Consider the following 25,617-nt stretch of genomic DNA (forward strand, 5'->3'; position numbering starts at 1 on the left):
CGCGCCACCATGTTCGATGTGATCGTAATCGGTGGAGGACACGCGGGGACCGAGGCAGCCGCCGCGGCGGCGCGTCGTGGCGCGTCGACCGCGTTGGTGACGTTCGATCGCGCCACGATCGGTGCGATGTCGTGCAATCCGGCGATTGGGGGGCTCGGCAAGGGGCATATCGTTCGCGAGATCGACGCGTTTGACGGGGTGATGGCGTGCGCGGCAGATCGCGCGGCAATCCATTATCGGATGCTCAACCGCAGCAAGGGCGCCGCGGTCCACGGCCCGCGGGTCCAGGCCGACCGGCGGCGCTATGCCGCGGCGGTGCAGCAGATGCTCGCGGCGACCGATTGCCTGACAATCGTGGAAGGCGATGTCGAGACGCTCGTGATCGCGGATGGCCGCGTTGGTGGGGTCGCACTGGCCGACGGCAGCGTCGTGCGCGGGCGTGCGGTGGTGCTCGCGACCGGCACCTTCCTGGGTTCGACCTTGTTCCGGGGTGACGAGCGATCCGAAGGCGGGCGGATCGGTGAGCGTCCCGCTAAGCCGCTCGCCGCGCAGCTGCGCGCGCTCGGGCTGCCGATCGGGCGGCTGAAGACCGGCACACCGCCGCGGCTCGACGGGCGGACGATCGATTGGGCGCGGCTCACCGAACAACCGTCGGATCGCGACGACTGGACGATGTCGCCGCTTGAGACACGGCATCTGCCCCAGATCAGTTGCGCGATCGCGCGGACGACAGACGCGACGCATGACGCGATCCGCGCGGGGCTCGATCGGTCACCGCTGTTCAGCGGCGCGATCGACGCGATCGGCCCGCGCTACTGTCCGTCGATCGAGGACAAGATCAGTCGGTTCGGCGATCGCGACGGGCATCAGGTGTTTCTCGAACCCGAAGGACTCGACGACGCGCTGGTCTATCCGAATGGGCTTTCGACGTCGCTGCCAACCGATGTTCAGGAGGCAATGGTCCGCAGCATCGCTGGGCTCGAGCGCGCGACGATCGTGGTGCCGGGCTATGCGGTCGAATATGATTATCTCGATCCGCGCTCGCTCGATGCTCGGTTGGGGCTGACGGCGCTCGCGGGGGTGTTTTGCGCGGGGCAGATCAACGGGACGACGGGCTATGAGGAGGCGGCGGGGCAGGGGCTGATCGCGGGGCTGAACGCTGCGGCGCACGCGCTGGACCTGGCGCCAGTGATCCTCGATCGCGCGACGAGTTATATCGGCGTGATGATCGACGACCTGACGTTGCAGGGGGTGACCGAACCCTATCGGATGCTCACCGCGCGCGCCGAATTCCGACTGTCGCTGCGCGCCGACAATGCCGAGACGCGGCTGGCGCCGATCGCGCAGGAAATAGGTTGCGTCGGGGAGGAACGGCTGGGTCACCAGCGCTTGCGGCGTGAGCAGCTTGATACGCTGACCGCAGCGTTGGAACTCACTACCACCGCATCGGCGCTTGCCGCCAAGGGCGTGGCGGTGGCGCAGGACGGCGCGCGGCGCAGCGCGCATGACTGGCTCAGGCTGCCGCAGGTCGCGATGATGACGTTGATCGATATCGACGGTCGCTGGCCCGATGCGATCGTCGCGGAAGTCACCGAAGATGCGCGCTATGCGCCGTATCTGGCGCGCCAGGCTGACGAAATCGCGCGGATGCGGCGCGACGAGGCGATCGCGCTGCCCGACACGTTGCGATTCGAGGATATTGCGGGGCTTTCCAACGAGATGCTCGATCGGCTGGAGCGCTCACGGCCCGCATCGCTGGCCGCGGCGGCGCGGATTCGCGGGATCACGCCGGCGGCGCTCTCCGCGATCTATCTCCATCTTTATCGCAAGGCCGCATGACCGAGGACGAGGCGCGCGCCTGGATCGTGGCGCGTTACGGAGAGGGTCGGACCACTAGCGTCGCGCGGTTTCTCGCGATGGTTGCCGAGGAAAACCAGCGCCAGAACATCATCGCGCCGTCGACGGTGGAACAGCTGTGGGCCCGTCATGCGGTCGATTCGGCGCAGCTCATCGGAATGGGATCAGCCGAGGGATGTTGGATCGATGTCGGCACGGGCGGTGGCTTTCCCGGTATGATCGTTGCGATCCTGCGCGATCCGCCAATCGTGCTGGTCGAACCGCGCAAGCGCCGCGCCGCGTTCCTTGCGCTGGCGGCGGGCGACCTTGGACTGACCAATGTGGCCGTCGAAAGTGTCAAAGTGGAACACATCGACGCAACCGCGGCGGTGATTTCGGCTCGCGCGGTCGCGTCGGTCGAAAAGCTTTTGCAAGCGACCGCGCATTGCGCCACACCGACGACACGCTGGATTTTGCCGCGAGGTCGGCTCGATCCGGCCCAGCTCGCCGATTTGAGGCGGCAGCAGCGAGGCAAGATGTTTCACGTGGAACATAGTCTGACCGACCCCGATTCGACGATCCTCATTGTCGAGCATCGTCGATGAACTGCATCGCGGTCGCCAATCAGAAGGGTGGGGTGGGGAAAACCACCAGCGCGATCAACCTCGCGACCGCGCTGGCCGCGACGGGTAAGCGCGTATTGCTGCTCGACCTCGATCCGCAGGGGAATGCGTCGACCGGGGTTGGGGTTGGCCATGCGCAGCGCCACCGATCGAGCTATCACGTCCTGATTGGCGAGGCTTCGCTGACCGATGCGGTGGTCGCAACCAAGGTGCCGCGGCTCGATCTGCTGCCCGCAACGGTCGATCTGTCGGGCGCGGAAATCGAGCTGGTCGAGTTCGCGGCGCGGACGCACCGGCTCGACCGCGCGCTCAAACAGGCCGATGCGCGCTGGGATATCGTGCTGATCGATTGCCCGCCGTCACTCGGGCTGCTGACGATCAACGCGATGGTCGCTGCCGATTCGCTGCTCGTGCCGCTGCAATGCGAATTCTTCGCGCTTGAGGGGCTGTCGCAACTGCTGTCGACGGTCGAACGCATCCGCGAGCGGTTTAACCCAGGGCTGTCGATCCTGGGGGTCGCGCTGACGATGTACGATCGCCGCAACCGGTTGAGCGACCAAGTGTCGACCGATGTCCGTGCAGTGCTCGGGCGCGTGGTGTTCGACACCGTGATTCCACGCAACGTCCGGTTGTCGGAAGCGCCCAGCCATGGATTGCCCGCGCTCATCTACGACCATCGTTGCGCAGGGTCGGAGGCGTATATCGCACTGGCGCGCGAAATGATCGCGCGGCTTCCCAAGATGACGGCGGTGGCGGCATGAGCGACAACAAGCGTGCGCGGCCTGGGCTGGGCCGGGGGCTGAGCGCGCTGCTCGGCGAGATCGCGAGCGAGGCGCCGGTGTCGCCGGGATCGGCGGCACCGCCCGGGGTGCGGATGTTGTCGGTCAGCGCGATGTCGCCGCATCCCGATCAGCCACGGCGGCATTTCGACGATGGCCTGCTCGACGAACTCGCGGCGTCGATCGCGGCGCGCGGGCTGATCCAGCCGATCGTGGTGCGTCCGCACGGGCATGATTACCAGATCGTCGCGGGCGAGCGCCGCTGGCGCGCCGCGCAACGCGCGCGGCTCCACGAAGTCCCGGTGGTCATCCGCGAACTGACCGATGCCGAGACGCTCGAGATCGCGCTGGTCGAGAATATCCAGCGGCAAGATCTCAACGCGATCGAAGAAGCCCAGGCTTATCAACGGCTTGCAGGAGAATATGGCCATACTCAGGACGCGCTGGCGAAGATTGTCCACAAATCGCGCAGCCATGTCGCCAACCTGTTGCGGCTGCTCGACCTGCCCGCCAGCGTCCAGGCGCGGGTATCGGATGGAACGCTGCAGATGGGGCATGCGCGCGCGTTGCTCGGCGCGCGCGACGTCGAGGCGCTCGCCGAGCAGGTCGTCGAACGGGGTCTGTCGGTGCGCGAGACCGAAAAGCTCGCGCGCGGGGCGAAACCACAGCGCGAAGGCGCGCCGCGTAGGGCTCCCGCGACGCCCGATGCGGATATCGCCGCGCTCGAGCAGCAATTGTCGGATCTGCTCGGGCTGGGGATTCGGATCAGCCATGACGGTGATGGCGGGACGCTCGCGATCACCTATTCGACGCTCGATCAGCTCGACATGGTCTGTCAAAGGCTGACTGGCGAGACGATTTAACCGCGTCGTTCGACCGCGTGAGTGATGGCGAGCACTTCGTGGTCCGCGAGCACGCGGCCTGCGGTGGCGCTGGCCATGACCGCGCGTTCGGCGGTGCGGACGCGCTCGAGCGCGCGGGTGAGCATCGCGGGGGACCAGCGGCGCAATGCGCGGGCGGTGGCGGCTTCTTCGCGGAAGAACACGCGGTGGCGCTTGAGCACCGCGCCGACCTCGCCGCCGCGATCGATGTCGCCGCGCATGTCGGCGAGCGCGATCAGCCGCCGCGCGAGTTGGCGCAGCCACGGAATCGGCGAGACCCCAGCCTCGTCGAGCCGCCCGAGTTCGTGGCCGAGCGCCGCGCTGTTGCCCTCGATCACCGCGGTGACCAGCCGGGTCATTTCGGCGTCGCCCAGATCCGCGCCGACCGCATCGAGCGCGGCGTCGTCGAGATCGGCGGGACGATCGGGGGCGGCATCGAGATACAGCGCGAGCTTTTCGACCTCGCGCTGGATCACTGCGCGGTCGCCCCCCGCCGCGGCGACGAGGCGGCGCGCGCTGTCGCCGGTCGGGCGCAGCCCCGCCTCGCGCGCCAGCGTCGCGGCGATCGCCTCCGATTCCTGCTGACTGGGTTCATAACAGGCGACCGCGAGCGCGTGGCGCGAATCGACCGCGAGTTTCAGGATCTTGGCGGTCGATTTGATCGTCGGCGCGAGTGCGATCACGGGATTGCCGGCGCGATCGGCCGCGAGCAGCGTCGTGAACGCGTCGAGGCTTTCCTCGCCCGCGGGCGACACGCGGATATAGCGGGTGGTGCCGAACAGCGACAGCGACGCCGCCTCGTCGGCGAGACGCGCGGGATCGTTTTTCAGCGTCGCACCGTCGAGGTCGATGCGTTCGGCGTCGGCACCGATCGCGGTGGCGAGTCGCGCGGCGAGATCCGCGGCGGCCGAGGTGTCGGGGCCGTGGAAGAGGTAGAGTCGGCAATCGGCGGACGGCCGATCGAGCTTGGCACGTGCGTCCCTGGCGTTCGCCTTCACGGTGCAGGCGGGATGGTGGCCGCCGGGAGCGGCGCATGGCCGTGCAGCACCGGGCGCCCGCGCGCATAGACCGCGAGGCGCGCAACGATCTGGTCGGCGACGATGTCGGACAATCGCTCCAGCGCGGTGTTTTCCGCGGCGATCGTCGCATATTCGGAGCCGACGACGTCGATTCCCGCGTCCGATCCCGCGCTCGCATCGAGCAACACGCTGCCGTTGGCGAGGTCGACGAGCTGGTAACGCGCGCGCAGCGTCCGCCGCTCGCGCGCGACGCTGTCGTCGCGGCGCACGCCCAGGCCCGCGATCTGGTCGTCGAGCCGGACGTCGAGGCGATAGCGCGTACCGTTACCCCCCTGGAGCCGATCGCGCAGCGCGTTCTCCATGAGCCAGCCCGCCTTGCCCTGAATTGCGGGGACCTGGACGCCCGCGAGCGTCGTCGCGACGGCGCCCGATGCCCCGCCGGCGTAGAGCGGGTGAAGCGCGCATCCCCCCATAAGAGCGGGCAGACCGAGCAGCATCAGCGGCGCGAGGATCGAGCGCCGGGTCATGCGACCAGATTCACGAGACGATCGGGAACGACGATGACCTTGCGCGGCGGTTTGCCGTCGAGCAGCCGGACGATCTTATCGCTCGCGAGCGCGGCGGCCTCGACCGTGTCGCGGGCCGCGCCCTTGGGCATGACGAGCGTGTCGCGCAGTTTGCCGTTGACCTGGATCGCGATCGTCACCTCGTCCTCGACCAGCAGTGTCGGGTCGACCGCGGGCCAAGGTGCGTCGGCGATCAAACCGTCCTGCCCGCTTGCCGCCCAGGCTTCCTCGGCGAGGTGGGGGGCCATCGGCGCGACCATGAGCATCAGATCGCGGACCGCGTTGTCGCGCGAGGGCGACGGCGCGGCACGCTCGATCGCGGTGGCGAGTTCGTAGACCTTGGCGACCGCCTTGTTGAAGGCGAGTGATCCGATGTCTTCGCCGATGCCGTGGATCGTCTGGTGGAGCTTGCGATCGAGCGCGGGGTCACCGCCCTGGCCGGGCTCGGCGGCGTCGCCGTCGAACAGCCGCCACAACCGCTGGATGAAGCGCCACGCGCCCTCAATCCCCGATTCGGACCACGGCAGGTCACGTTCGGGGGGCGAATCGGAGAGCATGAACCAGCGCACCGCGTCGGCCCCATAACGGTCGACGATGCCGGTCGGATCGACCGTGTTCTTCTTCGATTTGGACATTTTCTCGACGCGGCCGGGCACGATCGGAGTGCCGGTCGCGGTTTCGATGCCGTCGTTGACCTCGTCGGGGGAAAGCCACCGCCCGTCGGCGGACTTGTATGTTTCGTGGGTCACCATCCCTTGGGTGAACAACCCGGTGAACGGTTCGGCGATGTCGAGCATCCCCATGTGCTTCAATGCGCGCGTCCAGAACCGCGCGTAGAGCAGGTGGAGGATCGCGTGTTCGACCCCGCCGATATATTGGCCGACCGGAAGCCAGCTTTCGGCGACCGCCTTGTCGAACGGCTTGTCCTTGGGCTGGCTGGCGAAGCGGATGAAATACCAGGACGAATCGGCGAAGGTGTCGAGCGTGTCGGTTTCGCGGACCGCGTCGCCGCCGCACGCCGGGCAGGCGACGTGCTTCCACGTCGGGTGGCGATCGAGCGGGTTGCCGGGGATGTCGAAGCTGACGTCCTCGGGCAAAATGATAGGCAACTGATCCTTGGGTACCGGCACCGCGCCGCAGGCGGCGCAGTGGATGATCGGGATCGGGGTGCCCCAATAGCGCTGGCGGCTGACGCCCCAGTCGCGCAGGCGGTAGACGGTCGATCCGTGGCCCCAGCCGCCCGCTTCGGCGCGGGTGATCACCGCGCGCTTGGCATCCTCGATGTCCATACCGTCGAGGAAATGCGAATTCACCAGCGTGCCGGGGCCGGTATAGGCTTCGGTGCCGTCGAACGCGGGGTCGGTGTGGTCGCCGTCGGAGACGACGCGGCGGATCGGCAGCGCGTATTTGGTCGCGAATTCGAAATCGCGCTGGTCGTGCGCGGGGACGCCGAAGACCGCGCCGGTGCCATATTCGATCAGTACGAAATTGGCGATGTAGACCGGCAGGCGCAGCGTCGCGTCGAACGGGTGCGCGGCGGTGATGCGGGTGTCGAAGCCGAGCTTTTCCTGCGTCTCGATCTCGGCCGCGGTGGTGCCGCCGCGCTTGCAGCGGTCGATGAACGCGGCGGCGTCGGCATTGGTCGCGGCGAGCGCCTGCGCGATCGGATGATCCGCGGCGACCGCGACGAAGCTCGCGCCGAAGATCGTGTCGGGGCGCGTGGTGAAGACCTCGACGGTTTCGCCATCGCTCAGGTCGAACCGGAATTTCAGCCCCTGGCTCTTGCCGATCCAGTTTTCCTGCATCAGCCGGACCTTGTCGGGCCAATGCTCGAGCGCGCCCAGCCCGTCGAGCAAGTCGTCGGCGAAGTCGGTGATGCGCAGGAACCACTGGCTGAGCTTGCGCTTTTCGACCAGCGCGCCCGATCGCCAGCCGCGCCCGTCGATCACCTGTTCGTTGGCGAGCACGGTCATGTCGACGGGGTCCCAGTTGACCGACGATTCCTTGCGATAGACGAGCCCTGCGGCCAGCAGGTCGAGAAACAGCGATTGTTCGTGGCCGTAATAATCGGGCTCGCAGGTCGCGAGCTCGCGTGACCAGTCGAGCGCGAAGCCCAGCCGCTTCAGCTGCGCCTTCATCGTCGCGATGTTGGCGCGGGTCCAGCCGCCGGGGTGGACGCCCTGTTCCATCGCGGCGTTTTCGGCGGGCATCCCGAACGCGTCCCAACCCATCGGGTGGAGCACTTCATAGCCGCGCATCCGCCGGAACCGCGCGAGGACATCGCCCATCGTGTAGTTGCGGACGTGGCCCATGTGGATCTTCCCCGACGGATAGGGGAACATCTCGAGCACATAGCTTTGCGGCTTGCCGCTATTGTCCCGCGCCGCGAAGGTCTGGCGGTCGTCCCAGACCTTCTGCCAGGCGGCATCCGCCGTCAGCGCGTCGAAGCGCGTGGTCATGACCGGGTGGTTCAGCCGGCGATCGACGCGCGGCGCAGGTCGCGCGCCTTGGTCAGGATGATATCTTCGAGCTTCTGCGTGGTTGCGGCCTGGACGGGGGCGGAAATCCACTGCCCGCCGCGGTTGACCTCCCGCAGCGCCGCGACGCGCAGCGCGTCGGCGCGCAGATCCTGGTCGAGGATCGACACGGTCACCTTAATCCGCTCGGTCGGCACCTGCGGATTGACGTACCAGTCGGTGACGATGACGCCGCCGTTCGAATCGGTCTGAAGCAGCGGCATGAACGACAGCGTGTCGAGGCTGGCGCGCCACAGATAGGCGTTGACGCCGATCGTCGTCACCTTCGAGGCGGCGAGATCGGCCTTGGCGACGGCATTGCCGCCACGACCGCCGCACGCGGCAAGCGGCAGAGTCAGGGGGAGGGCGATGGCGGCGACCATGAGGGCGGTACGCGACGGGCGGATCATGGGCGTGGGTTCCTGCAGGAAGGGGATCGATGCCGCTCTACAGGCGGGCCGTTCGCCCCGCAAGGCACCGCAGCGCGTGCCAACCTGTGTGGAGAATGCAACAGTCGACCGAAATCATGCCGTTACCCCCAGCAAGCGGGTCTTGGTCCGCGCCGGATTCATGGTACGCGCGTTGCAAGAGAGTCGCGCTGTAGAGTCGCGGCACTGAATCGCTGGAGGAGTGTCGGTGAACGCTGGACGGACCATGGTCGGGATTGTCATCGGGGCGCTAGTCGCCGCCGGGGCGATCGTCGCGCCTGCGTTCGGCGCAGCCGAACAACCGCGCGGGCGCGCGGCACCCGCGACCACGGCGCAGCGGCTGTCGGGCACCTTCACCCCCGCGGCGGCCGATCCCCGGCTGGCGGCGGTGTTCGCGCGCGGCGGCTTGGGTACCAATGAATTCCGCTTCACCCCTGCCGAATCGCGCCGCGACAAGCGGTCGGTGACGGTCGCGGTGCGCGCCCGGTCAACGCAGACCGCGCTGGCGGCGGTGGACAGCCACGCCGGCCCCGACACCGCAGCCACCGTCGGGATCGCGCCGATCGCGTATAATCTGGGCGTCGCGGTCGGCTGGAAGAAATTCGCGGTCGCGGGCAATGTCACGCGGGTCGACCTGGGTCTCCAGCCGGGAAGCCGCGAGGCCGCCGATATCGCGGTGACCTATGATGCGGGTCGCGCGTCGAGCCGCCTCGCCGCCGCCGCCGATCGGCCGCTGCCGGGCACCAACAAGCTGATCGAGAGCCCCGAAAGCTATTCGATCGACCTGTCGAGTTCCTATTCGCTGACGCGCAACCTCGAACTGACCGCGGGCTTCCGCTACCGTTCGGATCGCGAACGCATTCTGCGCGTCCAGGACGATCGTCGCGACAGCCAGGCCGCCTATGTCGGGACCGCGTTCCGCTTCTGAGGGGGGCTGAGCGCGTCGATCGCGGCCCAGCCATCGAAACCGAGATGGCGAATCCGACGCCAGCGCCGCGCATCCATCCCACCCAGCGCGATCACCTCGACCCCCAGCCCGACCGCGATTTGCGCCGCCTTCATGGGCCTGAGCGTCGTCGAATCGGGGTGCGACCGGGTCGGATAGACCGGCGACACGAACAGATAGCGCGCGCCGCGATGGCGGATCGCTTCGCGGCGGTCGTGCGCCGCGGCGGTCGTCGGCCGGCGACCATTGTGCTCGCCGCGCGCGCCCGGCATCACGCCCACCGCCACGACGAATAGCCGCCGCGCGGTGGCGATCCGGCGGACCGCGAGCCAGAGCCGTTGACGCTCGCGCGGCGCAGTCGCGTGGTGGCGGAACACGACCCCCGCCCCCGGGGGCAACGCCCTGAGCGCGGCGAACAGCGCGTCGCCGAAGCGCTCGTCGGTCATCAGCCAGGGGTTCCGGTCGCGCATCCGCCCGCTATAGCGGCGCGCATGACCGAACACAGTGATTTGGCCGCGATCGAGGCGCGGATCGCGACCGCCGCGGCGCTGGCGGGGCGCAAGCCGGACGAGGTGACGCTGATCGCGGTGTCGAAGACGCACGCCGCCGATCGGATCGAGCCGCTCCTTGCCGCGGGGCATCGCGACTTCGGCGAGAACCGCGTCGCCGAGGCGCAGGACAAATGGCCCGCGTTGCGCGCGCGCTATCCCGACGCGCGCATCCACCTGATCGGGCAGCTCCAGTCGAACAAGGCGGCGGACGCGGTCGCGCTCGCGGATGCGATCCACGCGGTCGATCGCCCGTCGCTGGTCGGCGCGCTCGCCAAGGCGATGGATACCGAAGATCGGCGGCCGTCGTGCTTTATCCAGGTCAATATCGGCGACGAGGCGCAAAAGGGCGGCTGCGCGATCGCCGACCTGCCCGCGCTCCTCGCCGCGGCGCGCACCGCCGATCTGCCCGTCGTGGGGCTGATGTGCCTGCCCCCCGCCGATATCGAGCCCGCGCCCTATTTTGCGCTGCTCGCCAAGTTGGCGCGCGATGCCGGGCTGGCGGGGCTGAGCATGGGAATGTCCGCCGATTTCGAGACCGCGGTGACGATCGGCGCGACCCACGTCCGCGTCGGCAGCGCGCTGTTCGGAGACCGCGGATGAGGTTCGAAGCGATCCTGTTCGATTTCGACGGGGTGCTGATCGAGAGCGAATATCTCGGCAACAAGCAGCTTGCCGAGTGGCTGACCACGCAGGGCCATCCAATCACGCCCGAACAATCGATGGCCAATTTCATGGGCTATTCGGGGCTCGATTTTCTCGCGCGGATCGAAACCTTCATCGAACGCCCGATCCCCGACGGCTTCCACGCCGCGCGTGCCGCGGAGGACGAACGGGTGATGGCGGACGGAATCGATGCGGTCGCGGGCGCGGTGGCGTTCGTCCGCTTGCTCTACGCGGCGCTGCCCAAGGCGGTGGTGTCGTCGAGCTCGACGCGGTGGATCCGGCGGCATCTCGATCATATCGGGCTGGCCGATGCGTTTGGCGATCATGTCTACAGCGGGCGCGAACATGTCGAGCGCGGCAAGCCCGCGCCCGATCTCTACCGGTTCGCGGCAGCTCAGCTCGGGATCGCGATCGACCGGTGCGCGATCATCGAGGATTCGCCGGTGGGTGCGATCGGCGCGGTGGCGTCGGGCGGGTATGTCATTGGGCTGACCGCGGGGACGCATTGCGGCGCGGGGCATGCCGACCGGCTCCGCGCGATCGGGGTCGATTCGATCGCGGCCGATTTCGACGCGGTCGCGCGGGTGCTGGCGGGCGCGTAATCACGGCGGCACGAGGTCGCGGCGGCGAAACGCGAGGGCTTTCCAGACTCCGTTCGTGCTGAGCTTGTCGAAGCACGGTGAGACTCACCGCCCTTCGACAGGCTCAGGGCGAACGGTTCACAGTTTGGTCGATTTTATCGAGCGTTCGCTAGGCGCGCTCCGCGGAGTTCACCGCGTCCGCCGCGCGCAGCGCCGCGATCAGCCGCATCAGCTGGTGGATATCGTGGACCTCCAGGTCGATCATATTGGTGTGGAACTGGGTGTCGCGGGTGTCGAGCCGAAGCGCGATGATGTTGATCTTGTGCGCACCGATGATGCTCGACACCACGCCGAGCGAGCCGGGTTCGTTCTTCACCTGGACCGCGATCCGCGCCACCGCGCCGTCGGCCTTGTCGCCCCAGTCGACGTCGACCCAATCGGCCTCGTCGTCCCCGCGCTCGGCGAGTTCGGCGAGCACCGCGCAGTCGATCGCATGGACCTCGATCCCCGCATCGGGGCGCCGCAGCCCGACGATGCGTTCGCCCGGGACCGGGTGACAGCATTCGGCGAGGTCGAATGCGACCCCCGGGGTCAGCCCGCGAATCGAGATCGCGTGCGATTGCGGGACGGTGCCCGCGACGTCGGCGCCCGCCGATCCCGGCATCAATGCTTCCATCACGGTGGCGTCAGACAGCGTCCGCCGCGCGATCGCCATCATCAATTGCGCCTCGTCGACCAGCCCGAGCCGCTGGAGCGCATGGTTCATCGCGTCGGTGCCGATGACTGCTGGCAGCCGGTGAACGATGTCGTCGTACAGTTTGCGCCCGAGCGCGGTCAGTTCGACACGCTCCTTGTGGCGCAGGTGCCGCCGGATCGCGGCGAGCGCCTTGCCCGTGGTCGCGAAGTTGAGCCATGCGGCCTGCGGGGTCTGCCCCTTAGAGCGCAGGATCTGAACCTGGTCGCCATTTTCGATGACGGTCGACAGCGGCATGACGCGCCCGTTGATCTTCGCGCCGACCGATTGTTCGCCAAGATCGGTGTGGACAGCATAGGCGAAATCGATCGGGGTTGCGCCCTTGGGTAGCTGGATCAGCTCGCCCTTCGGCGTGAAGGCGAAGATGCGATCCTGATACATCGCCATCCGGGTGTGTTCGAGCAGCTCTTCGGGGCTGCCGGCGGTATCGAGAATCTCGACCAGGTCCGCGATCCAGCTGTGCTGGGTATCGGCGCGAACCTTGTTCTCCTTGTATGCCCAGTGCGCCGCGAGCCCGAATTCCGCCTCGGCGTGCATGTCCGCGGTTCTGATCTGGATCTCGATCCGCGCGTTGTCGGCATGGATCACGCTGGTGTGGAGCGATCGATAGCCGTTGCGCTTGGGGGTCGAGATGTAATCCTTGAACCGCCCCGGCACCATCGGCCAGCGGCGGTGGATGATGCCAAGCGCGCGATAACAGTCCTGCACCGTCGGCACGATCGCGCGGAACGCCATGACGTCGGAAAGCTGTTCGAAGCTGATGTGGCGTTCGGCCATCTTGCGCCAGATCGAATAGGGGTGCTTCTCGCGCCCGCTGACATCGGCGTCGACGCCTGCCCGCCCGAGCAACAGGTTGAGCCCGGAGGCGATCTTGGCGATCTTGTTGCCGCCGCCGTCCTTCAGCTGTTCGAGCCGCCGCGTGACCGATTCATAGGCCTCGGGTTCGAGCTGTTCGAAGGCGAGCGACTGCATCTCCTTCATGAATTCGTACATCCCGATCCGCTCGGCGAGCGGGGCGTAGATGTCCATCGTCTCCTTCGCGATCCGCCGCCGCTTCTCGGGGTTCGCGATATGATGGAGCGTGCGCATGTTGTGGAGCCGGTCGGCGAGCTTCACCAGCAGCACGCGAATGTCGTCGGACATCGCGAGCAGGAATTTGCGGAGATTCTCCGCGGCGCGCTCGCTTTCGGTCTGCGCCTCGATCTTGCTGAGCTTGGTGACCCCGTCGACCAGCCGTGCGACGCTGTCGCCGAACAGCCGCGCGATCTCCTCGGGCGTGGTGAGCGTATCCTCGATCGTGTCGTGGAGGATTGCGGTCGCGATCGTCTCGGCGTCGAGCCTGAGGTCGGTCAGGATTCCCGCCACCTCGATCGGGTGGCTGAAATAGGGATCGCCGCTCGCACGTTTCTGGCTGCCGTGCGCCTGCATCGAAAACACATAGGCGCGGTTGAGCAGTGCCTCGTCGGCATCGGGATCGTAGTCGAGGACGCGATCGACGAGTTCGTACTGCCGCAGCACGCGGTCCACATGGGGCCGCGCGCTGCTGCTTTGCAACATTTAGTTCGGCGTCACTTCGCGTTGCTGGCGACATGGTTGGTCGCGCCGCTCGCCTTGTTGTTGCACTTGGCGAGCTTCGCGTCGTCGAGCGGTTTGCCCTTTACCGAGAAACTGGTCAGCGCTCCGGTCTTGCCGGCGACGAGCTGGCACAGGATTTCGGGGCGTTCGGGGGCCTGATCGGCGACATAGGCGCCGCCTTGAAGCCGCCACGCGGCGGTGCGGGTGACGAGATGCACGGCGTCGGGCTGCGCGGCGGGGACCGCGACATAATAGCCGGTCGGAGTCTGGGCATGTGCGGTGGCGGTAACGAGCGTGCCTGCGACCAGGATCGCGGCGCCGAGCGAGACGAGATGCTTCATGATATCCTCCTGTGCAGTGGTCGAACGGGCCCGAATCGGGGCAGTGGATTTTCCGTTGCAGAACGCTACTTAACTAGCTAGGTTTTAGGTTGCAACTGGAAACTTATAAATCATTCTGCGCGTGACGCTTTTTTGCGGTAGGGTGGCCACAGAGGATGCGATGATGGGAAAATTACGCGAACCGCTGCTCGAATGCAGCCTGCCCGCGGCGCTCGAATCGATGGGCGAACGCTGGTCGTTCCTCATTCTGCGCGCCGCGTTCAATGGGCTGCATCATTTCGAGGAATTCCAGTCCGAACTCGGCATCGCGCGCAACATCCTCGCCAACCGGCTCGCGCGACTGACCGATCACGGCATCCTCCAGCGCGAGGCGATGCCCGAGGATCGGCGCAAGATCCAATATTCGCTGACCGAAAAGGGCGCGGCATTGCTCCCGACGATGATCGCGCTCAGGCAATGGGGCGAACGCTGGGAAACGTGCGTCCCCGCCTTCCCGATCCTGGTCGACGCGCGCGATCGCCGCCCGATCGGCGAGGTCGCGGTTCACGCGCATGACGGGCGGGTATTGAAGAAGACCGACTTGATCTGGGCGTTGCCCCAGGACATCGCCGCCGATCCCGATCAGATGCAGGCGGCGGAGTAGCTGACATTCCAGAAATCCTCCACCTGGTGGGGGGGATTTAAGACAGGGTAGCTAAAGCAGCATCTTCACGCCAACGACGACGAGCACCGTCGCCAGCATCACCGCCAGCACGCGTTCGTTGACTCGCGACGAGATCAGGCTGCCGACAATCACCCCGGGAATCGAGCCCGCGAGCAGCGATACCAGCAGTGCGACGTTGACCGATCCGAGCAACAGATGCCCCGCCCCCGCGACCAGCGTGAGCGGCACCGCATGCGCGATGTCGGACCCGACGAGCCGCGCGATCGGCAATTTCGGGTAAAGCACCAGCAGCGCGGTGATCCCGAGCGCGCCAGCCCCGACCGAGGTCAGCGATACCAGCGCGCCGAGCACCGCGCCCAGCATCACCGTCGCGATCAGCAGCGCGCGCCCCTCGAGCGTGCCGAATCGCGGGGTGAGCCAGCCGAGCAACCGTGCGCGGAACAGTGTCGCGACCGCGGTCAGGATCAGCATGACGCCGAGCACGACCGAGATCACGGCCGCGGTTTGCTTCGATCGTTCGCCGAGCAGGGCGAGCGCGATCAGCATCAGCACCGCCGCGGGGATGCTCCCCGCCGCGAGCCGCCGGACGACGCGCCAATCGACGGTGCCGCGCCAGCCGTGGACGCTCGTGCCGACCGTCTTGGTCGCGGACGCGAACAACAGGTCGGTCCCGACCGCGGTCGCGGGATGAAAGCCGAACGCCAATACGAGCAGCGGGGTCATCAGCGATCCCCCGCCGACCCCGGTCAGCCCGACCAGCACGCCGACCAGCGCCCCCGCGACCGAATACAGCGGTTCGATCGTCACGCCGCGCGCGCCGCGCCGGTGCGGGTGGCGAAGCGCGTCAGCGGGTCGCCTGTGCGGGGGTGTTGACCCCCATCGACTGGAGATAGCGTTTCACATTGCGCGCCGCCTGGCGCAGGCGCTGTTCGTTCTCGACCATCGCGATTCTCACAAAGCCTTCGCCGTTTTCGCCATAACCCACTCCTGGGGCCACCGCGACCTGCGCGTTAGTCAGCAATTGTTTGCTGAACTCAAGACTTCCTAAATGCGCGAGCGCAGGGGGCAGCGGCGCCCAGGCGAACATCGATGCGCGCGGCGACGGGATGTCCCAGCCGGCGCGCGCGAAGCTTTCGACGAGCACGTCGCGGCGCTTGTGGTAGAGCGCACGGTTGGTCTCGACGATGTCCTGCGGGCCGTTGAGCGCGGCGCACGCCGCGGCCTGGATCGGGGTGAACGCGCCGTAATCGAGATAGGATTTCACCCGGGTCATCGCCGCGATGAGCGTCGGGTTGCCGACCGCGAACCCCATCCGCCATCCCGCCATCGAATAGGTTTTCGACAGCGAGGTGAATTCGACCGCGATGTCCTTCGCGCCCGCCACCTGGAGGATCGAGGGCGTAGGTTTGCCGTCGAAATACAGTTCCGAATAGGCGAGGTCGCTGACGATCCAGACCGCGTTGTCGCGCGCCCACGCTACCAGCCGTTCGTAGAAGGCGAGGTCGACCGTCTCTGCGGTGGGGTTGGAGGGATAGTTGACGACGAGCACGCTCGGGCGCGGCACCGTGAACGCCATCGCGCGCTCGAGGCTTTCGAAATACGCCTCGTCGGGGGTGGTCGGCACTGCCCGGATCGTCGCGCCCGCGATGATGAAGCCGAAGGTGTGGATCGGATATGACGGGTTGGGCGCGAGCACGACATCGCCCGGCGCGGTGATCGCGGTGGCGAGGCTGGCGAGCCCCTCCTTCGACCCCATCGTGACGACGACCTCGGTCTCGGGATTCAACTCGACCCCGAAGCGCCGCGCGTAATAATTCGCCTGCGCGCGGCGAAGCCCCGGAATCCCCTTCGACTGCGAATAGCCGTGCGCGTCGGGTTTGCGCGCAACCTCGATCAGCTTCTCGATCACGTGCGGCGGCGGCGGCAGATCGGGGTTGCCCATGCCAAGGTCGATAATGTCTTCGCCCCCCGCCCGGGCGGCGGCGCGCATGTCGTTGACTTCGGCGATGACATAGGGCGGCAGACGCTTGATGCGGTAGAAGTCGTCGGACATGGGCGGGCCTTTCGCGCGCGAGCATAGGCGGTGTGGTGGCGGAGCGAAAGCGCGCGAAGTGGGCCAGGGGAGATGGCGGCTCGAATGCCAGTCCGACCGTCGAACCTCGGCAGCCCACCGATCATTAGGAGATAAACGCGCTCTGGATTGTTGCCCTTTCGTTCCCGGTTCGCCATGGTCGTCGGTGATGACCCCGCTTCCCCATCCCGCGCTCCACGCCAGCCACGCCGGGATCTGGGTCGCGACCGCCGACGGCACGCGTTCGGTCAGCCGGGGGGAGGCGATCCGGATCGCGGCGGACACGCCCGTCATCCTGCTCAACGCCGCGCTCGTCGGGCAGCGGCTGGGCTATGCCGAGCTGTCGGGGCTCGACCTGCTCGAACTCTTTGCCTTCCTCCACCCCGCGCGGTTCGCGGTGCCGACCCCCAAGGGGCTCGCGCGCGCCACCGGGCTGACCCCGCCGACCCGCGACGCCGACGTTGCCGCGTTCCTGCTCGAGGCGACCGCCGCGCTGCTCGCGGTGCCCGGCGGCGACTGGCCCGAACGTGAAGGCGCGTGGACCGCGGCGCAGTCGCTGATGCGGCTACGCTGGCCGTGGGCACCCGCGCTCGCCGACCGGCTCGCCAAGCCCGAAACCAACGAACGCTGGCTGTTCACGCGGTTGCCCGAATGGGAGGAAAACGCCCCGCGGCCCGCGCCGCGGACGATCACGATCCCGCCGGGCGATGCCGAGGCGCGGCTGGTCGACCTGACCGGCCATGGCGCGGAGGAGCGCGTCGGCCAGCGCGCCTATGCCGCCGCGGCGACCGCGGCGTTCGCGCCGCGCACCAGCCGCGATGCGCCCAATTTGGTGCTGGCGGAGGCGGGCACCGGGATCGGCAAGACGCTGGGCTATCTCGCCCCCGCCTCGCTCTGGGCCGAGCGCGCGGGCGGCGCGGTGTGGATTTCGACCTACACCAAGGCGTTGCAGCGCCAGCTCGCGCACGAAACCACGCGGCTGTTCCCCGACGCCGTGGTGCGCAAACAGAAGGTCGTCACCCGCAAGGGCCGGGAGAATTACCTGTGTTTGCTCAATCTGGAGGATGCGCTCCAGGGCGGGTTCGCGGGGCGTGCCGCGATCCTCGCGCATCTCGTCGCGCGGTGGGCGGCATACAGCGCCGATGGCGACATGGTCGGCGGCGACCTCCCCGGCTGGCTGCCGACGCTGTTCCGCCGCAACGGTCCGACCGCGCTGACCGACCGGCGCGGCGAGTGCGTCTATGCGGGCTGCCCACACTATCGCACATGCTTCATCGAGCGCGCCGCGCGGGCGTCGGCGGAGGCCGATGTCGTGATCGCTAATCACGCGCTCGTCATGGTCAACGCCGCGCGGGGCCGCGAACTCGCGACCAGGCCGACGCGTTATGTGTTCGACGAAGGCCATCACCTGTTCGACGCCGCCGATTCGATGTTCGCGACCGCGCTGACCGGGCAGGAGACGATCGAGCTCAGGCGCTGGATCCTGGGGCCGGAGGCGGGTGGGCGCGGGCGTCGCCGGGGCCTGGCCGCGCGGCTGCTCGACGTCGCGAGCTACGACGAAGCCGGCGCGCGCGCGATCCAGGACGCGGTCGATGCCGCGCGCGCACTCGCGAGCGACGGCTGGCTGGCGCGGCTGGCGGAGGGCCAGCCGTTCGGCGCGATCGAAACGCTGCTCGCCGCGGTGCGCGGGCTCACCTATGCCCGCGCCGAACAGCCTGGCGATGCGGGCTACGGCCTCGAGACCGAACTCGCCGAGCCCACCCCCGAACTGATCGACGCCGCCGCCCCCGCCGCCGCCGCGCTCGACGCGCTCGTCCGCCCGCTCGTCACGCTCGGGCGGCGGCTCGAGGCGGTGCTCGCCGAGGCGCCCGACTGGCTCGACAGCGCCGCGCGCGCGCGGGTGGAAGGCGCGATCGCCTCGGTCGGGTGGCGCGCGGATACGGTCGCGGCGTGGCTGTCGCTGCTCGCGCGGGTCGGCGGCCCGGTCAGCCCCGACTTCGTCGACTGGCTCGCGGTCGACCGGATCGAGGGGCGCGAATACGACATCGGCCTCCACCGCCACTGGCTCGATCCGACCCGCCCGTTCGCGGAGATCGTGCTGAAGCCCGCGCACGGCGCGCTGGTGACGTCGGCAACGCTGACCGGCGGGGGCGACTGGGACAGCGCGGAGGCGCGGGTCGGCGCGCCGCATCTCGCGCGCGCGGCTGCCCGGTTCGAGGCGGTAAGCCCGTTCGATTACGCGACCAATGCCGAGGTGCTGGTCGTCACCGACGTCAAGCGCGGCGACCTCGCCGCACTCGCCAACGCCTACGCGCGGCTGATCGTCGCGGCGGGGGGCGGCACGCTGGGGCTGTTCACCGCGATCCGGCGGTTGCGCGGGGTGCATGGACGGATCGCCGATCGGCTGGCGCGCGAGGGGCTGCCGCTCCACGCCCAGCATGTCGATCCGATCGACACCGGCACGCTCGTCGATATCTTTCGCGACGACCCCGCCGCCTCGCTGCTCGGCACCGACGCGCTGCGCGACGGGGTCGACGTGCCGGGCAGTTCGCTGCGGCTGGTGGTGATGGAGGGGGTGCCCTGGCCCAAGCCGAGTGTTCTCCACGCCGCGCGGCGATTGGCGGGCGGCGGCAGCGCCTATGACGACCGCATCGTGCGCGCGCGGCTGGCGCAGGCGTTCGGACGCCTGATCCGCCGCGCCGACGACAAGGGCGCGTTCGTGATGCTGTCGGCGGCGATGCCGTCGCGATTGCTCACCGCCTTCCCGCCCGGCGTCGTGGTGTCGCGGGTCACGCTCGACGAGGCGGTGGCGCGGGTCGGGCAACGATTGGTGGGGCGGCTTTCATTGACGCCCGGCATCGGGCAAGAGGCGCAGCTTGATGCCTGAGCCCGTTTGCCATCGGGCCTGACGGAGACATCCGAATCGTGAAGACGCTGACGCTATTGCGCCACGCCAAGTCCGGCTGGGACGATCCGGTGTCGCGCGATGTCGATCGCCCACTCAACCCCAAGGGCAAGCGCGCCGCCGCGTTGATCGGCGCGCATTTGCGCAGCGAAGGGATGGCGTTCGACCATGTCGTCGCCTCGCCCGCGGTGCGGGTGGGGGAGACGATCGACGCGGTCGTATCGGGGTATGCGCGCACGCTGGCGCCGGTGGTGGATCGCCGCATCTATCTGGCATCGGCGGCGACCTTGCTCGACGTGGTGCGCGAATTCCCCGATGGCGCGACGAGCGCGTTGATGGTCGGCCATAACCCTGGCCTCGAAGACCTGGTGCTGATGCTGGTGCCGACCGGGCAGAACGATCTGCGCGAGACCGCCGAACAAAAATACCCGACCGCGACGATCGCGGAGATGACGTTTGCGATCGACGACTGGGCCGCGGCGGCGCCTGATACGGCGACCCTGACCCGGTTCGTCCGGCCGCGCGACCTCGATCCGACGTTGGGGCCGGACAGCGACTGACGGGATTTGGGCGCGCCCGTCGCGGGGCGTCAGCGGCCCGCCAGTTGGTCTTTCAGCCCCGCAAACGGTCCGGCGGGCTTGGCTTCCTCTTCGGTGATCACACCTGCCGCCTTCAACGCCGCCGCCGCGTTCGGCCCGCGCGGGAACGGATCGAGCGCCAGCGCCATCGTTTCCGCCGCGACCTCGCCGAGATCGATCGCCGCGCCCTCGATCTCGACGGTGTCGAGCGCGTTTTCGGCGAGTTCGATCTCCGCGATCGACCCGCCGGGTTCGACGAACATCAGCGCGACGGGTTCGTCGATCGCGACGCGAAGCGGATCGTCGGTGATCGAGCACGCCTGGACCACCGCCCCCCTCACCCGGCCGCGCACCCGAATCCCCGCGGCGTCGCGGTGGACCGTCAACGTCGCGCCGAGCGCCTCGATCGCGACCAAGCCGAATCGCGTCGCGAGCGCCGCGCGCTCGGCGTCCTGCGCGGTGATCGTCACCACGCGCTCGCCCTCGCCGATTGCGTCGAGCCGTTCGGGTCGGCTGAATTCGCTCATGGCAGCTCGCCCGCGTCGATCGCGGCCAGCGGCGTCGTCGCCAGCGCGGCGTGAAGCCGCGTCAGTTCGGTCGCGGCATGCGCCAGCGCCGCCGGCGCGGGCTGCCCCGCCCGATACAGGTTGCGGAGCAGCGCGGGCTTAAGATCGCCCGCCGCCAGCCCGTCGCGATACGCGCCGATCCGCCCGCCGAGCATACTGATCATCTTGCCGATATGCTTGCCGACGACGATGTCGCCGATCCCCATCTGGCGCAGCTGGCCATCCATATCCTCGACGAACCGCTCGGTGAGCTGTGCGGTCAGCGGGGCGGCGGACGCCCCGTCGCGCTCCAGCCGGATCAGGACCATCGCCAGCACCGCGGCGATCATGTCGAAGCGCCCGTCGACCGTGTCGGGCACCGCGCCTGCGACATACCAATGTTCGGCGCGCCCGCGATCGACGATCGCGACGTACAGCGGGAGTGCCTCGTCGCGCGTTTTACTCAGCAAAGTCGCGAACCATCCCACGCACAGACTCCTCGTTGCACCGATCCGCGGCTTGCCCGCTGCGGCGTCCTCGCATATCGAGACGAACGGCGGACGATGCAATCGATCGGTTGGCGCGCCCGCGTGGAGAATGTGATGAGCGTAACTTTCCGCCCCCGCGCGCGTGCCGCGATCGTGGGGCTCACCGCCCTTGGAATCGCGCTCGGCGGCTGCGCCCCGCTGCGATCGCATCAGGGCTATATCATCGATGCCGACCTGGTGAACGCGATTCAGCCGGGCGTCGACAACCGCACGTCGGTGCAGCAGACGCTGGGGAAGCCGACCATCGTCAGCGAGTTCGGGCAGAAGGACTGGTATTATGTCGCGCGCGACAGCCGGAACCTCAACTTCCAAAAGCCGAAGGTGAAAGACCAGATCACGCTGAAGATCAGCTTCGACGATGCGGGTAACGTTTCCTCGATCAGCCGCGGCGGCGTCCAGCAGGTTGCGCAGATCGATCCCTATGGCAAGACGACGCCGACGCTGGGTAAGAAGCGTAGCTTCTTCGAGGATCTGTTCGGCAATATCGGCACCGTGGGCGCCGCGGGTACCGGCGGCGCGGCGAGCGGCGATCCGACCCAACCCTAATCCGGCATGATTCCAACTCGCGTGGACAACCACGCCGATTTCCTGGTCCGCGACGATGCTGCAAAAACCGGCTTTGGCCACGCCGTGTGTTACGCAGCGGCGCGGCCGGGCCGTGTTGACGGCACCGATCCCGAAAGGGGGGACGGGACCAACGGCGCAACGCGCGGGCGGCGAGCTTGGTTCGCCGCCGATCCTGTTTTTTGACGTAACGCGCCGCGCCGATTTCGGTCGTCGATCGCAGCGTTTCTCGGGTATCGGATAGAGAAAGCGCGTCCGGCGAACAATGTATATTGCGCTTGATTTGATCATCAAAGCGTCCGATTCTCGCTGCGCCATGATGCGGGGGGGCATTGCGTGCTGGTCGATTCGCTGTGGTTTGTCGATAACGTGGCGCGCGAGACGATGTTGTTCGCGGCGACCGGTTTGCTGATCGGCGGATTCGATGATCTGCTGGTCGATCTCTTTTACCTCTTTTATCGGGTGCGGCGGCGTGGAATGTCGAGACTGAGGCTGGAAGAACTGGTGCCATCGAACAGGGTCGGGCGACTGGCGATCTTCGTACCCGCGTGGGATGAAGCGGCGGTTATCGGGGGGATGATCGACTCGGCGCTCGCCCGCCTGGACCATGACGACTATCGGCTCTACGTCGGGGTCTATCCGAACGATCCGGCAACGATCGACGCGGTCGCCGATATCGCGGAATCCGACCCCCGCGTCCGGCTGGTGATCGGCGATGCCGACGGGCCGACCACGAAGGCCGACAATCTGAACCGGCTGTGGGCCGCGGCGATCGCCGACGAAGCACGCGAGCGATGGCCGCTGAAAGCGGTGGTGCTGCACGATGCCGAAGACGTCGTCCATCCCGCCGAATTGCGCGTCTTCGATACGCTGATCGACACCCATGACGTCGTCCAGCTCCCCGTGCTGCCGTTGATCAAGCGCGGATCGCGGCTGGTGTCGGGACATTATGCCGACGAATTCGCCGAACATCACACCGCGCAGATGCCGGTTCGCACCGCGCTGGGGGCGGGAATGCCGCTGGCGGGGACGGGGTGCGCGATCGCACGCGCGACGCTCGGGGAAATCGCGGCGGAGCGCGGCGGGCTGCCGTTCGATGCGACCAGCCTGACCGAGGATTACGAGCTGGGGTTGAGGATCGGCGAGCGGGGCGGGCGCTGCCTCTTCGCGCGGGTCGACGACGATACGCACGGCGGGCTGGTCGCGGTACGCGCCTATTTTCCCGCGACGATCCCCACGGCGACCCGGCAAAAGGCGCGGTGGATGATCGGGATAGCGCTGGCGGGATGGGATCGCACCGGATGGAGCACGGGGCGGCATTGGCGCGATCATTGGATGCGGATGCGCGATCGGCGTGCACCGATCGCGGTGCTGGTGCTGGCGGTCGCCTATATCGCGGTGATCGCGTGGGGATGTCGGCTGGCGCTGCATTGGATTGCGCAGGTGCCGCCGTCGACCGATGCGCTGGCGGGATGGCTGTTGGGAATCACGACGAGCCTGTTGGTCTGGCGGCTCGCGATGCGCGTCGCGTGTACCGCGCGCTGCTATGGCTGGCGCGAGGCGCTGTGGTCGATCCCGCGCTTCTTCGTCGGCAACGTGATTGCGCTGGTGGCGGCGCCGCGCGCGATCGTCCGCTACGTCGCGATGCTCCGCGGCGCGATGCCCGTGTGGGACAAGACCGGCCATGAATTTCCCGACGCCGGAATCGGCGACTACGTCCAACCGGCATGACCGCAGGCAAGCCGCTCCGGTTCATGGCGGCAATGGTCGGCGGCTGGATTGCGTTGCGCGCGTTCGCGTTGTGGCCGAGCAGCGAGACGATCCGCCGCGCCGCCGATCTGTCGGGGCCGGCTATCGTCGAAGCCGCGGTGCGATCCGTACCGGCGCGCGCTGCGATCCCGCTTCTGGTGGTGCCGCCCCCACGGTACGACGCGACGACGACCGTCGCCCGCGCCATCCCGCCTGCGGCAATCCCGGTGTCAGCCACTCTGGTGTCAGCCACTCCTATTTCAACGCTCGTTGCAGCGGTCGCTCCGTTCAGAGGCCCCACGCCGCCGCAAGTCCCGACGATCCCGCCGCCGCTGGTGCCAACCCCGATCGCAAGTGGTTCGGGCGAGGCGTCGCGCTGGCGCGCGAGCGCGTGGCTGATCGCGCGCGGTGGTCAACGCCAGGCGCCGCTCGGCGGGCAGCTTGGCGCGTCGCAGGCGGGCGCGCGGGTTACCTATGCGATTCTTCCTTCCGCGCGGATCGCGCTGTCCGCCCGCGTCGCGACCCCGCTGGCGGGCAAGGGACGCGAGGCCGCGGTCGGGCTCGATTGGCAGCCGACCCACGCCCCCGTCCATGTGATCGTCGAACAGCGGATCGCGATCAATGGCGGTCGCGGCGGCCCCACGGTCGAACTGGTCGGCGGGTTCGGCCCCAGCGCGATCCTGCCCGGCATCGATGCGGAGGGCTATGCGCAGGCGGGGGGCATCGTGCGCGAGTCGCTCGAAGCGTTCGTCGACGGCGCGACGCGGGTGACACATCGCGTCGCGCAGCGTGATCGGCTCCGGGTCGATCTCGGTGTCGGCGCCTGGGGCGGCGCGCAGCGCGGGGCGTCGCGGCTTGATGTGGGGCCTACGGTGGGAGTCGTCGTGCCGGTCGGCGAGACCGCGGTGCGCGTAACGCTCGACTGCGGTATTATGTAGCAAACGCACCAAGGCGGTTACACCAGCGCACGCGCGTGATGGCTGGTGCCATCATAGGCGATGCGTCATGATTAAGCGGCTCCCCTCAGGCGCTTATTATGTTCTTTAAGTGGCACTGGGGGTGGCTCGCCCTCGCCGTCCTCATTCCCGCCGTAGAACGTGTCCAACAGCACGGTATCGGGAGACAGCCCATTGCGGGGGTTGTCGGCGACGAGCCAAGCCTGCCTGCGCCACTTTCGCGCACCGAAGATGTCTTGATAGCGTATGGTGGTAAAAACTTGAGTCATCATCGCTTCTCCCGCCCCGTCTGGGGGAGCGATGCCGAACTTACTGCTGAGAGAAGCTCCGGGATCTATGGTGCCCATCCAAGAGTCGGCGTGCTCAAACGGCTTGTATGTCGGCACTCGCCCATTCGGGTTGTCATACGTCACGACGATATACATTTCGAGGACCACGTTGGTGGCGGGCGTCTGCCCGAAATTCTTAATGCTGGGGGTAATGGAAGGGCTGGCGCCGGAACAAGCGAGAGTGACGTAATCGCAGCCCACATAGGCCCGCAATTGCCTTCTCGCGGTATCCTCAGAGCTTTTCATCGCGCGCCGAGCGCGCATAGCCTCTGCAGTTCGCGCGTGTCTCAGTCGACGGTTTTCCGCTTGTGTGTGCCCCAGAGCGGTTTCAGCAATATCAGCGCTGCATTTTGTTTCGCGTGCAGCGTCGCGCGCATACAGCGCAGCGGCAATTGCGGCCCCCATCGTTACAGAGCCCAAAACCAAGCCAACCCAGCCAATGTGAACCTGGTCGCTAGCGGCATCGGCAGCCTTCCATTGTGCGCAAAGATCGCTATCGCGGCGATCCTTGCGGTCGGGGCAGCCGCCATCGGCGGGTGGGGCGTTATCAGAGCTTGGTATAGCGTTGATGATAGGCGAGGGCTGCTTGTGCTGGTCGCCCATGCGAGCGCCGCGATCGGGCTTGGTGTTGCCTACCTCGGGTGGTGTA

Annotated in this window: 25 protein-coding genes; 13 read left to right on the forward strand and 12 right to left on the reverse strand. The window is 67.8% G+C overall.

Annotated features, from left to right (window positions below; genetic code table 11):
* Window positions 1–9: 9 nt before the first annotated feature.
* The 4 genes from mnmG to EAH84_RS02145 are packed head-to-tail and all read left to right on the forward strand — an operon-like array spanning window position 10 to window position 4,101.
* Window positions 10–1,839 carry a tRNA uridine-5-carboxymethylaminomethyl(34) synthesis enzyme MnmG gene (mnmG, locus tag EAH84_RS02130; protein WP_140866917.1) on the forward strand — a complete coding sequence of 610 codons (1,830 nt, stop codon included), beginning with the start codon at window positions 10–12 and terminating at the stop codon, window positions 1,837–1,839.
* Complete coding sequence (rsmG, locus tag EAH84_RS02135; protein ID WP_140866920.1) at window positions 1,836–2,441, forward strand: 16S rRNA (guanine(527)-N(7))-methyltransferase RsmG; 606 nt, start codon at window positions 1,836–1,838, stop codon at window positions 2,439–2,441. The genes mnmG and rsmG overlap by 4 nt, the downstream gene beginning before the upstream one ends.
* Window positions 2,438–3,220, forward strand: a complete 783-nt coding sequence (locus EAH84_RS02140; RefSeq protein ID WP_140866923.1) for a ParA family protein — start codon at window positions 2,438–2,440, stop codon at window positions 3,218–3,220. The genes rsmG and EAH84_RS02140 overlap by 4 nt, the downstream gene beginning before the upstream one ends.
* Complete coding sequence (locus tag EAH84_RS02145) at window positions 3,217–4,101, forward strand: ParB/RepB/Spo0J family partition protein (protein ID WP_140866926.1); 885 nt, start codon at window positions 3,217–3,219, stop codon at window positions 4,099–4,101. The genes EAH84_RS02140 and EAH84_RS02145 overlap by 4 nt, the downstream gene beginning before the upstream one ends.
* Here EAH84_RS02145 and holA read toward each other — a convergent pair.
* From holA to EAH84_RS02165, 4 genes are read right to left on the reverse strand one after another with little or no spacing between them, the layout of a single operon-like run.
* Window positions 4,098–5,117: a DNA polymerase III subunit delta gene (holA, locus tag EAH84_RS02150; protein WP_140866929.1), complete on the reverse strand. Its 1,020-nt coding sequence runs from the start codon at window positions 5,115–5,117 to the stop codon at window positions 4,098–4,100. The genes EAH84_RS02145 and holA overlap by 4 nt on opposite strands.
* Window positions 5,114–5,665 carry an LPS assembly lipoprotein LptE gene (gene lptE / locus EAH84_RS02155; protein ID WP_140866932.1) on the reverse strand — a complete coding sequence of 184 codons (552 nt, stop codon included), beginning with the start codon at window positions 5,663–5,665 and terminating at the stop codon, window positions 5,114–5,116. The genes holA and lptE overlap by 4 nt, the downstream gene beginning before the upstream one ends.
* The gene (gene leuS / locus EAH84_RS02160; RefSeq protein ID WP_140866940.1) at window positions 5,662–8,163 is read right to left on the reverse strand and encodes a leucine--tRNA ligase; all 2,502 of its coding nucleotides are present in this window, start codon (window positions 8,161–8,163) and stop codon (window positions 5,662–5,664) included. The genes lptE and leuS overlap by 4 nt, the downstream gene beginning before the upstream one ends.
* 11 nt (window positions 8,164–8,174) lie before the next feature.
* Entirely contained in the window at window positions 8,175–8,630 is a 456-nt protein-coding gene (locus tag EAH84_RS02165) for a DUF3576 domain-containing protein (RefSeq protein ID WP_140866945.1), read from the reverse strand.
* A gap of 244 nt (window positions 8,631–8,874) precedes the next feature.
* Here EAH84_RS02165 and EAH84_RS02170 point away from each other — a divergent pair, with 244 nt between their 5' ends.
* Entirely contained in the window at window positions 8,875–9,576 is a 702-nt protein-coding gene (locus tag EAH84_RS02170; protein WP_140866949.1) for a hypothetical protein, read from the forward strand.
* On the opposite strand, the gene EAH84_RS02175 is transcribed toward EAH84_RS02170, so the two are convergent.
* On the reverse strand, window positions 9,549–10,064 hold the full coding sequence (locus EAH84_RS02175; RefSeq protein ID WP_241656407.1) for a thiamine phosphate synthase: 516 nt from the start codon (window positions 10,062–10,064) through the stop codon (window positions 9,549–9,551). The genes EAH84_RS02170 and EAH84_RS02175 overlap by 28 nt on opposite strands.
* Before the next feature lie 21 nt (window positions 10,065–10,085).
* Here EAH84_RS02175 and EAH84_RS02180 point away from each other — a divergent pair, with 21 nt between their 5' ends.
* Window positions 10,086–10,745: a YggS family pyridoxal phosphate-dependent enzyme gene (locus tag EAH84_RS02180; RefSeq protein ID WP_140866954.1), complete on the forward strand. Its 660-nt coding sequence runs from the start codon at window positions 10,086–10,088 to the stop codon at window positions 10,743–10,745.
* Entirely contained in the window at window positions 10,742–11,410 is a 669-nt protein-coding gene (locus tag EAH84_RS02185; protein ID WP_140866961.1) for an HAD family hydrolase, read from the forward strand. The genes EAH84_RS02180 and EAH84_RS02185 overlap by 4 nt, the downstream gene beginning before the upstream one ends.
* 148 nt (window positions 11,411–11,558) lie before the next feature.
* On the opposite strand, the gene EAH84_RS02190 is transcribed toward EAH84_RS02185, so the two are convergent.
* Window positions 11,559–13,661 carry a RelA/SpoT family protein gene (locus EAH84_RS02190; RefSeq protein ID WP_140867326.1) on the reverse strand — a complete coding sequence of 701 codons (2,103 nt, stop codon included), beginning with the start codon at window positions 13,659–13,661 and terminating at the stop codon, window positions 11,559–11,561.
* 50 nt (window positions 13,662–13,711) lie between these two features.
* On the reverse strand, window positions 13,712–14,059 hold the full coding sequence (locus EAH84_RS02195; RefSeq protein ID WP_140866967.1) for a CC_3452 family protein: 348 nt from the start codon (window positions 14,057–14,059) through the stop codon (window positions 13,712–13,714).
* Window positions 14,060–14,222: 163 nt separating this feature from the next.
* On the opposite strand from EAH84_RS02195, the gene EAH84_RS02200 reads away from it, so the two are divergent.
* A complete protein-coding gene (locus tag EAH84_RS02200) occupies window positions 14,223–14,702 on the forward strand; it encodes a winged helix-turn-helix transcriptional regulator (RefSeq protein WP_425326436.1) in 480 nt (159 codons plus the stop codon).
* A 51-nt stretch (window positions 14,703–14,753) separates the two neighbouring features.
* On the opposite strand, the gene EAH84_RS02205 is transcribed toward EAH84_RS02200, so the two are convergent.
* Window positions 14,754–15,530, reverse strand: coding sequence for a sulfite exporter TauE/SafE family protein (locus EAH84_RS02205; protein ID WP_140866978.1), 777 nt, complete (start codon window positions 15,528–15,530; stop codon window positions 14,754–14,756).
* A 37-nt stretch (window positions 15,531–15,567) separates the two neighbouring features.
* Complete coding sequence (locus EAH84_RS02210) at window positions 15,568–16,776, reverse strand: LL-diaminopimelate aminotransferase (protein WP_140866983.1); 1,209 nt, start codon at window positions 16,774–16,776, stop codon at window positions 15,568–15,570.
* 187 nt (window positions 16,777–16,963) lie between these two features.
* Here EAH84_RS02210 and EAH84_RS02215 point away from each other — a divergent pair, with 187 nt between their 5' ends.
* A complete protein-coding gene (locus EAH84_RS02215; RefSeq protein ID WP_140866985.1) occupies window positions 16,964–19,681 on the forward strand; it encodes an ATP-dependent DNA helicase in 2,718 nt (905 codons plus the stop codon).
* A gap of 38 nt (window positions 19,682–19,719) precedes the next feature.
* Window positions 19,720–20,259, forward strand: a complete 540-nt coding sequence (locus tag EAH84_RS02220) for a SixA phosphatase family protein (RefSeq protein WP_140866987.1) — start codon at window positions 19,720–19,722, stop codon at window positions 20,257–20,259.
* Between the two features lie 29 nt (window positions 20,260–20,288).
* On the opposite strand, the gene EAH84_RS02225 is transcribed toward EAH84_RS02220, so the two are convergent.
* The gene (locus EAH84_RS02225) at window positions 20,289–20,804 is read right to left on the reverse strand and encodes a YceD family protein (protein ID WP_140866990.1); all 516 of its coding nucleotides are present in this window, start codon (window positions 20,802–20,804) and stop codon (window positions 20,289–20,291) included.
* Window positions 20,801–21,310 (reverse strand): ubiquinol-cytochrome C chaperone family protein, encoded by a 510-nt coding sequence (locus EAH84_RS02230; protein WP_241656408.1) that lies wholly within the window; start codon window positions 21,308–21,310, stop codon window positions 20,801–20,803. Before EAH84_RS02230 ends, EAH84_RS02225 begins: the two co-directional genes overlap by 4 nt.
* A 114-nt stretch (window positions 21,311–21,424) precedes the next feature.
* On the opposite strand from EAH84_RS02230, the gene EAH84_RS02235 reads away from it, so the two are divergent.
* From EAH84_RS02235 to EAH84_RS02245, 3 genes are all read left to right on the forward strand, one after another.
* Window positions 21,425–21,916 (forward strand): outer membrane protein assembly factor BamE, encoded by a 492-nt coding sequence (locus tag EAH84_RS02235; RefSeq protein WP_241656409.1) that lies wholly within the window; start codon window positions 21,425–21,427, stop codon window positions 21,914–21,916.
* Between the two features lie 354 nt (window positions 21,917–22,270).
* Window positions 22,271–23,665, forward strand: coding sequence for a glycosyl transferase family protein (locus EAH84_RS02240; RefSeq protein WP_277753710.1), 1,395 nt, complete (start codon window positions 22,271–22,273; stop codon window positions 23,663–23,665).
* Window positions 23,662–24,621: a hypothetical protein gene (locus EAH84_RS02245; protein ID WP_140866999.1), complete on the forward strand. Its 960-nt coding sequence runs from the start codon at window positions 23,662–23,664 to the stop codon at window positions 24,619–24,621. Before EAH84_RS02240 ends, EAH84_RS02245 begins: the two co-directional genes overlap by 4 nt.
* A 71-nt stretch (window positions 24,622–24,692) precedes the next feature.
* On the opposite strand, the gene EAH84_RS02250 is transcribed toward EAH84_RS02245, so the two are convergent.
* Complete coding sequence (locus EAH84_RS02250; RefSeq protein WP_140867002.1) at window positions 24,693–25,571, reverse strand: hypothetical protein; 879 nt, start codon at window positions 25,569–25,571, stop codon at window positions 24,693–24,695.
* Window positions 25,572–25,617 lie beyond the last annotated feature (46 nt).

Origin of the sequence: Sphingomonas oligophenolica, assembly GCF_006438955.1 — a bacterium.
Classification (GTDB): Bacteria; Pseudomonadota; Alphaproteobacteria; order Sphingomonadales; family Sphingomonadaceae; genus Sphingomonas; species Sphingomonas oligophenolica_A.

Bases quoted from the DNA above. Each gene is read 5' to 3' on its own strand.
- EAH84_RS02140 (WP_140866923.1), top strand. From the start codon at position 2,438: ATGAACTGCATCGCGGTCGCCAATCAGAAGGGTGGGGTGGGGAAAACC.
- EAH84_RS02165 (WP_140866945.1), bottom strand. From the start codon at position 8,630: ATGATCCGCCCGTCGCGTACCGCCCTCATGGTCGCCGCCATCGCCCTC.
- mnmG (WP_140866917.1), top strand. From the start codon at position 10: ATGTTCGATGTGATCGTAATCGGTGGAGGACACGCGGGGACCGAGGCA.
- EAH84_RS02185 (WP_140866961.1), top strand. From the start codon at position 10,742: ATGAGGTTCGAAGCGATCCTGTTCGATTTCGACGGGGTGCTGATCGAG.
- EAH84_RS02170 (WP_140866949.1), top strand. From the start codon at position 8,875: ATGGTCGGGATTGTCATCGGGGCGCTAGTCGCCGCCGGGGCGATCGTC.
- EAH84_RS02145 (WP_140866926.1), top strand. From the start codon at position 3,217: ATGAGCGACAACAAGCGTGCGCGGCCTGGGCTGGGCCGGGGGCTGAGC.
- EAH84_RS02180 (WP_140866954.1), top strand. From the start codon at position 10,086: ATGACCGAACACAGTGATTTGGCCGCGATCGAGGCGCGGATCGCGACC.
- lptE (WP_140866932.1), bottom strand. From the start codon at position 5,665: ATGACCCGGCGCTCGATCCTCGCGCCGCTGATGCTGCTCGGTCTGCCC.
- rsmG (WP_140866920.1), top strand. From the start codon at position 1,836: ATGACCGAGGACGAGGCGCGCGCCTGGATCGTGGCGCGTTACGGAGAG.
- EAH84_RS02245 (WP_140866999.1), top strand. From the start codon at position 23,662: ATGACCGCAGGCAAGCCGCTCCGGTTCATGGCGGCAATGGTCGGCGGC.
- leuS (WP_140866940.1), bottom strand. From the start codon at position 8,163: ATGACCACGCGCTTCGACGCGCTGACGGCGGATGCCGCCTGGCAGAAG.
- EAH84_RS02200 (WP_425326436.1), top strand. From the start codon at position 14,223: ATGGGAAAATTACGCGAACCGCTGCTCGAATGCAGCCTGCCCGCGGCG.
- EAH84_RS02215 (WP_140866985.1), top strand. From the start codon at position 16,964: ATGACCCCGCTTCCCCATCCCGCGCTCCACGCCAGCCACGCCGGGATC.
- EAH84_RS02235 (WP_241656409.1), top strand. From the start codon at position 21,425: ATGAGCGTAACTTTCCGCCCCCGCGCGCGTGCCGCGATCGTGGGGCTC.
- EAH84_RS02175 (WP_241656407.1), bottom strand. From the start codon at position 10,064: ATGCGCGACCGGAACCCCTGGCTGATGACCGACGAGCGCTTCGGCGAC.
- EAH84_RS02210 (WP_140866983.1), bottom strand. From the start codon at position 16,776: ATGTCCGACGACTTCTACCGCATCAAGCGTCTGCCGCCCTATGTCATC.
- EAH84_RS02225 (WP_140866990.1), bottom strand. From the start codon at position 20,804: ATGAGCGAATTCAGCCGACCCGAACGGCTCGACGCAATCGGCGAGGGC.
- EAH84_RS02195 (WP_140866967.1), bottom strand. From the start codon at position 14,059: ATGAAGCATCTCGTCTCGCTCGGCGCCGCGATCCTGGTCGCAGGCACG.
- EAH84_RS02250 (WP_140867002.1), bottom strand. From the start codon at position 25,571: ATGGGCGACCAGCACAAGCAGCCCTCGCCTATCATCAACGCTATACCA.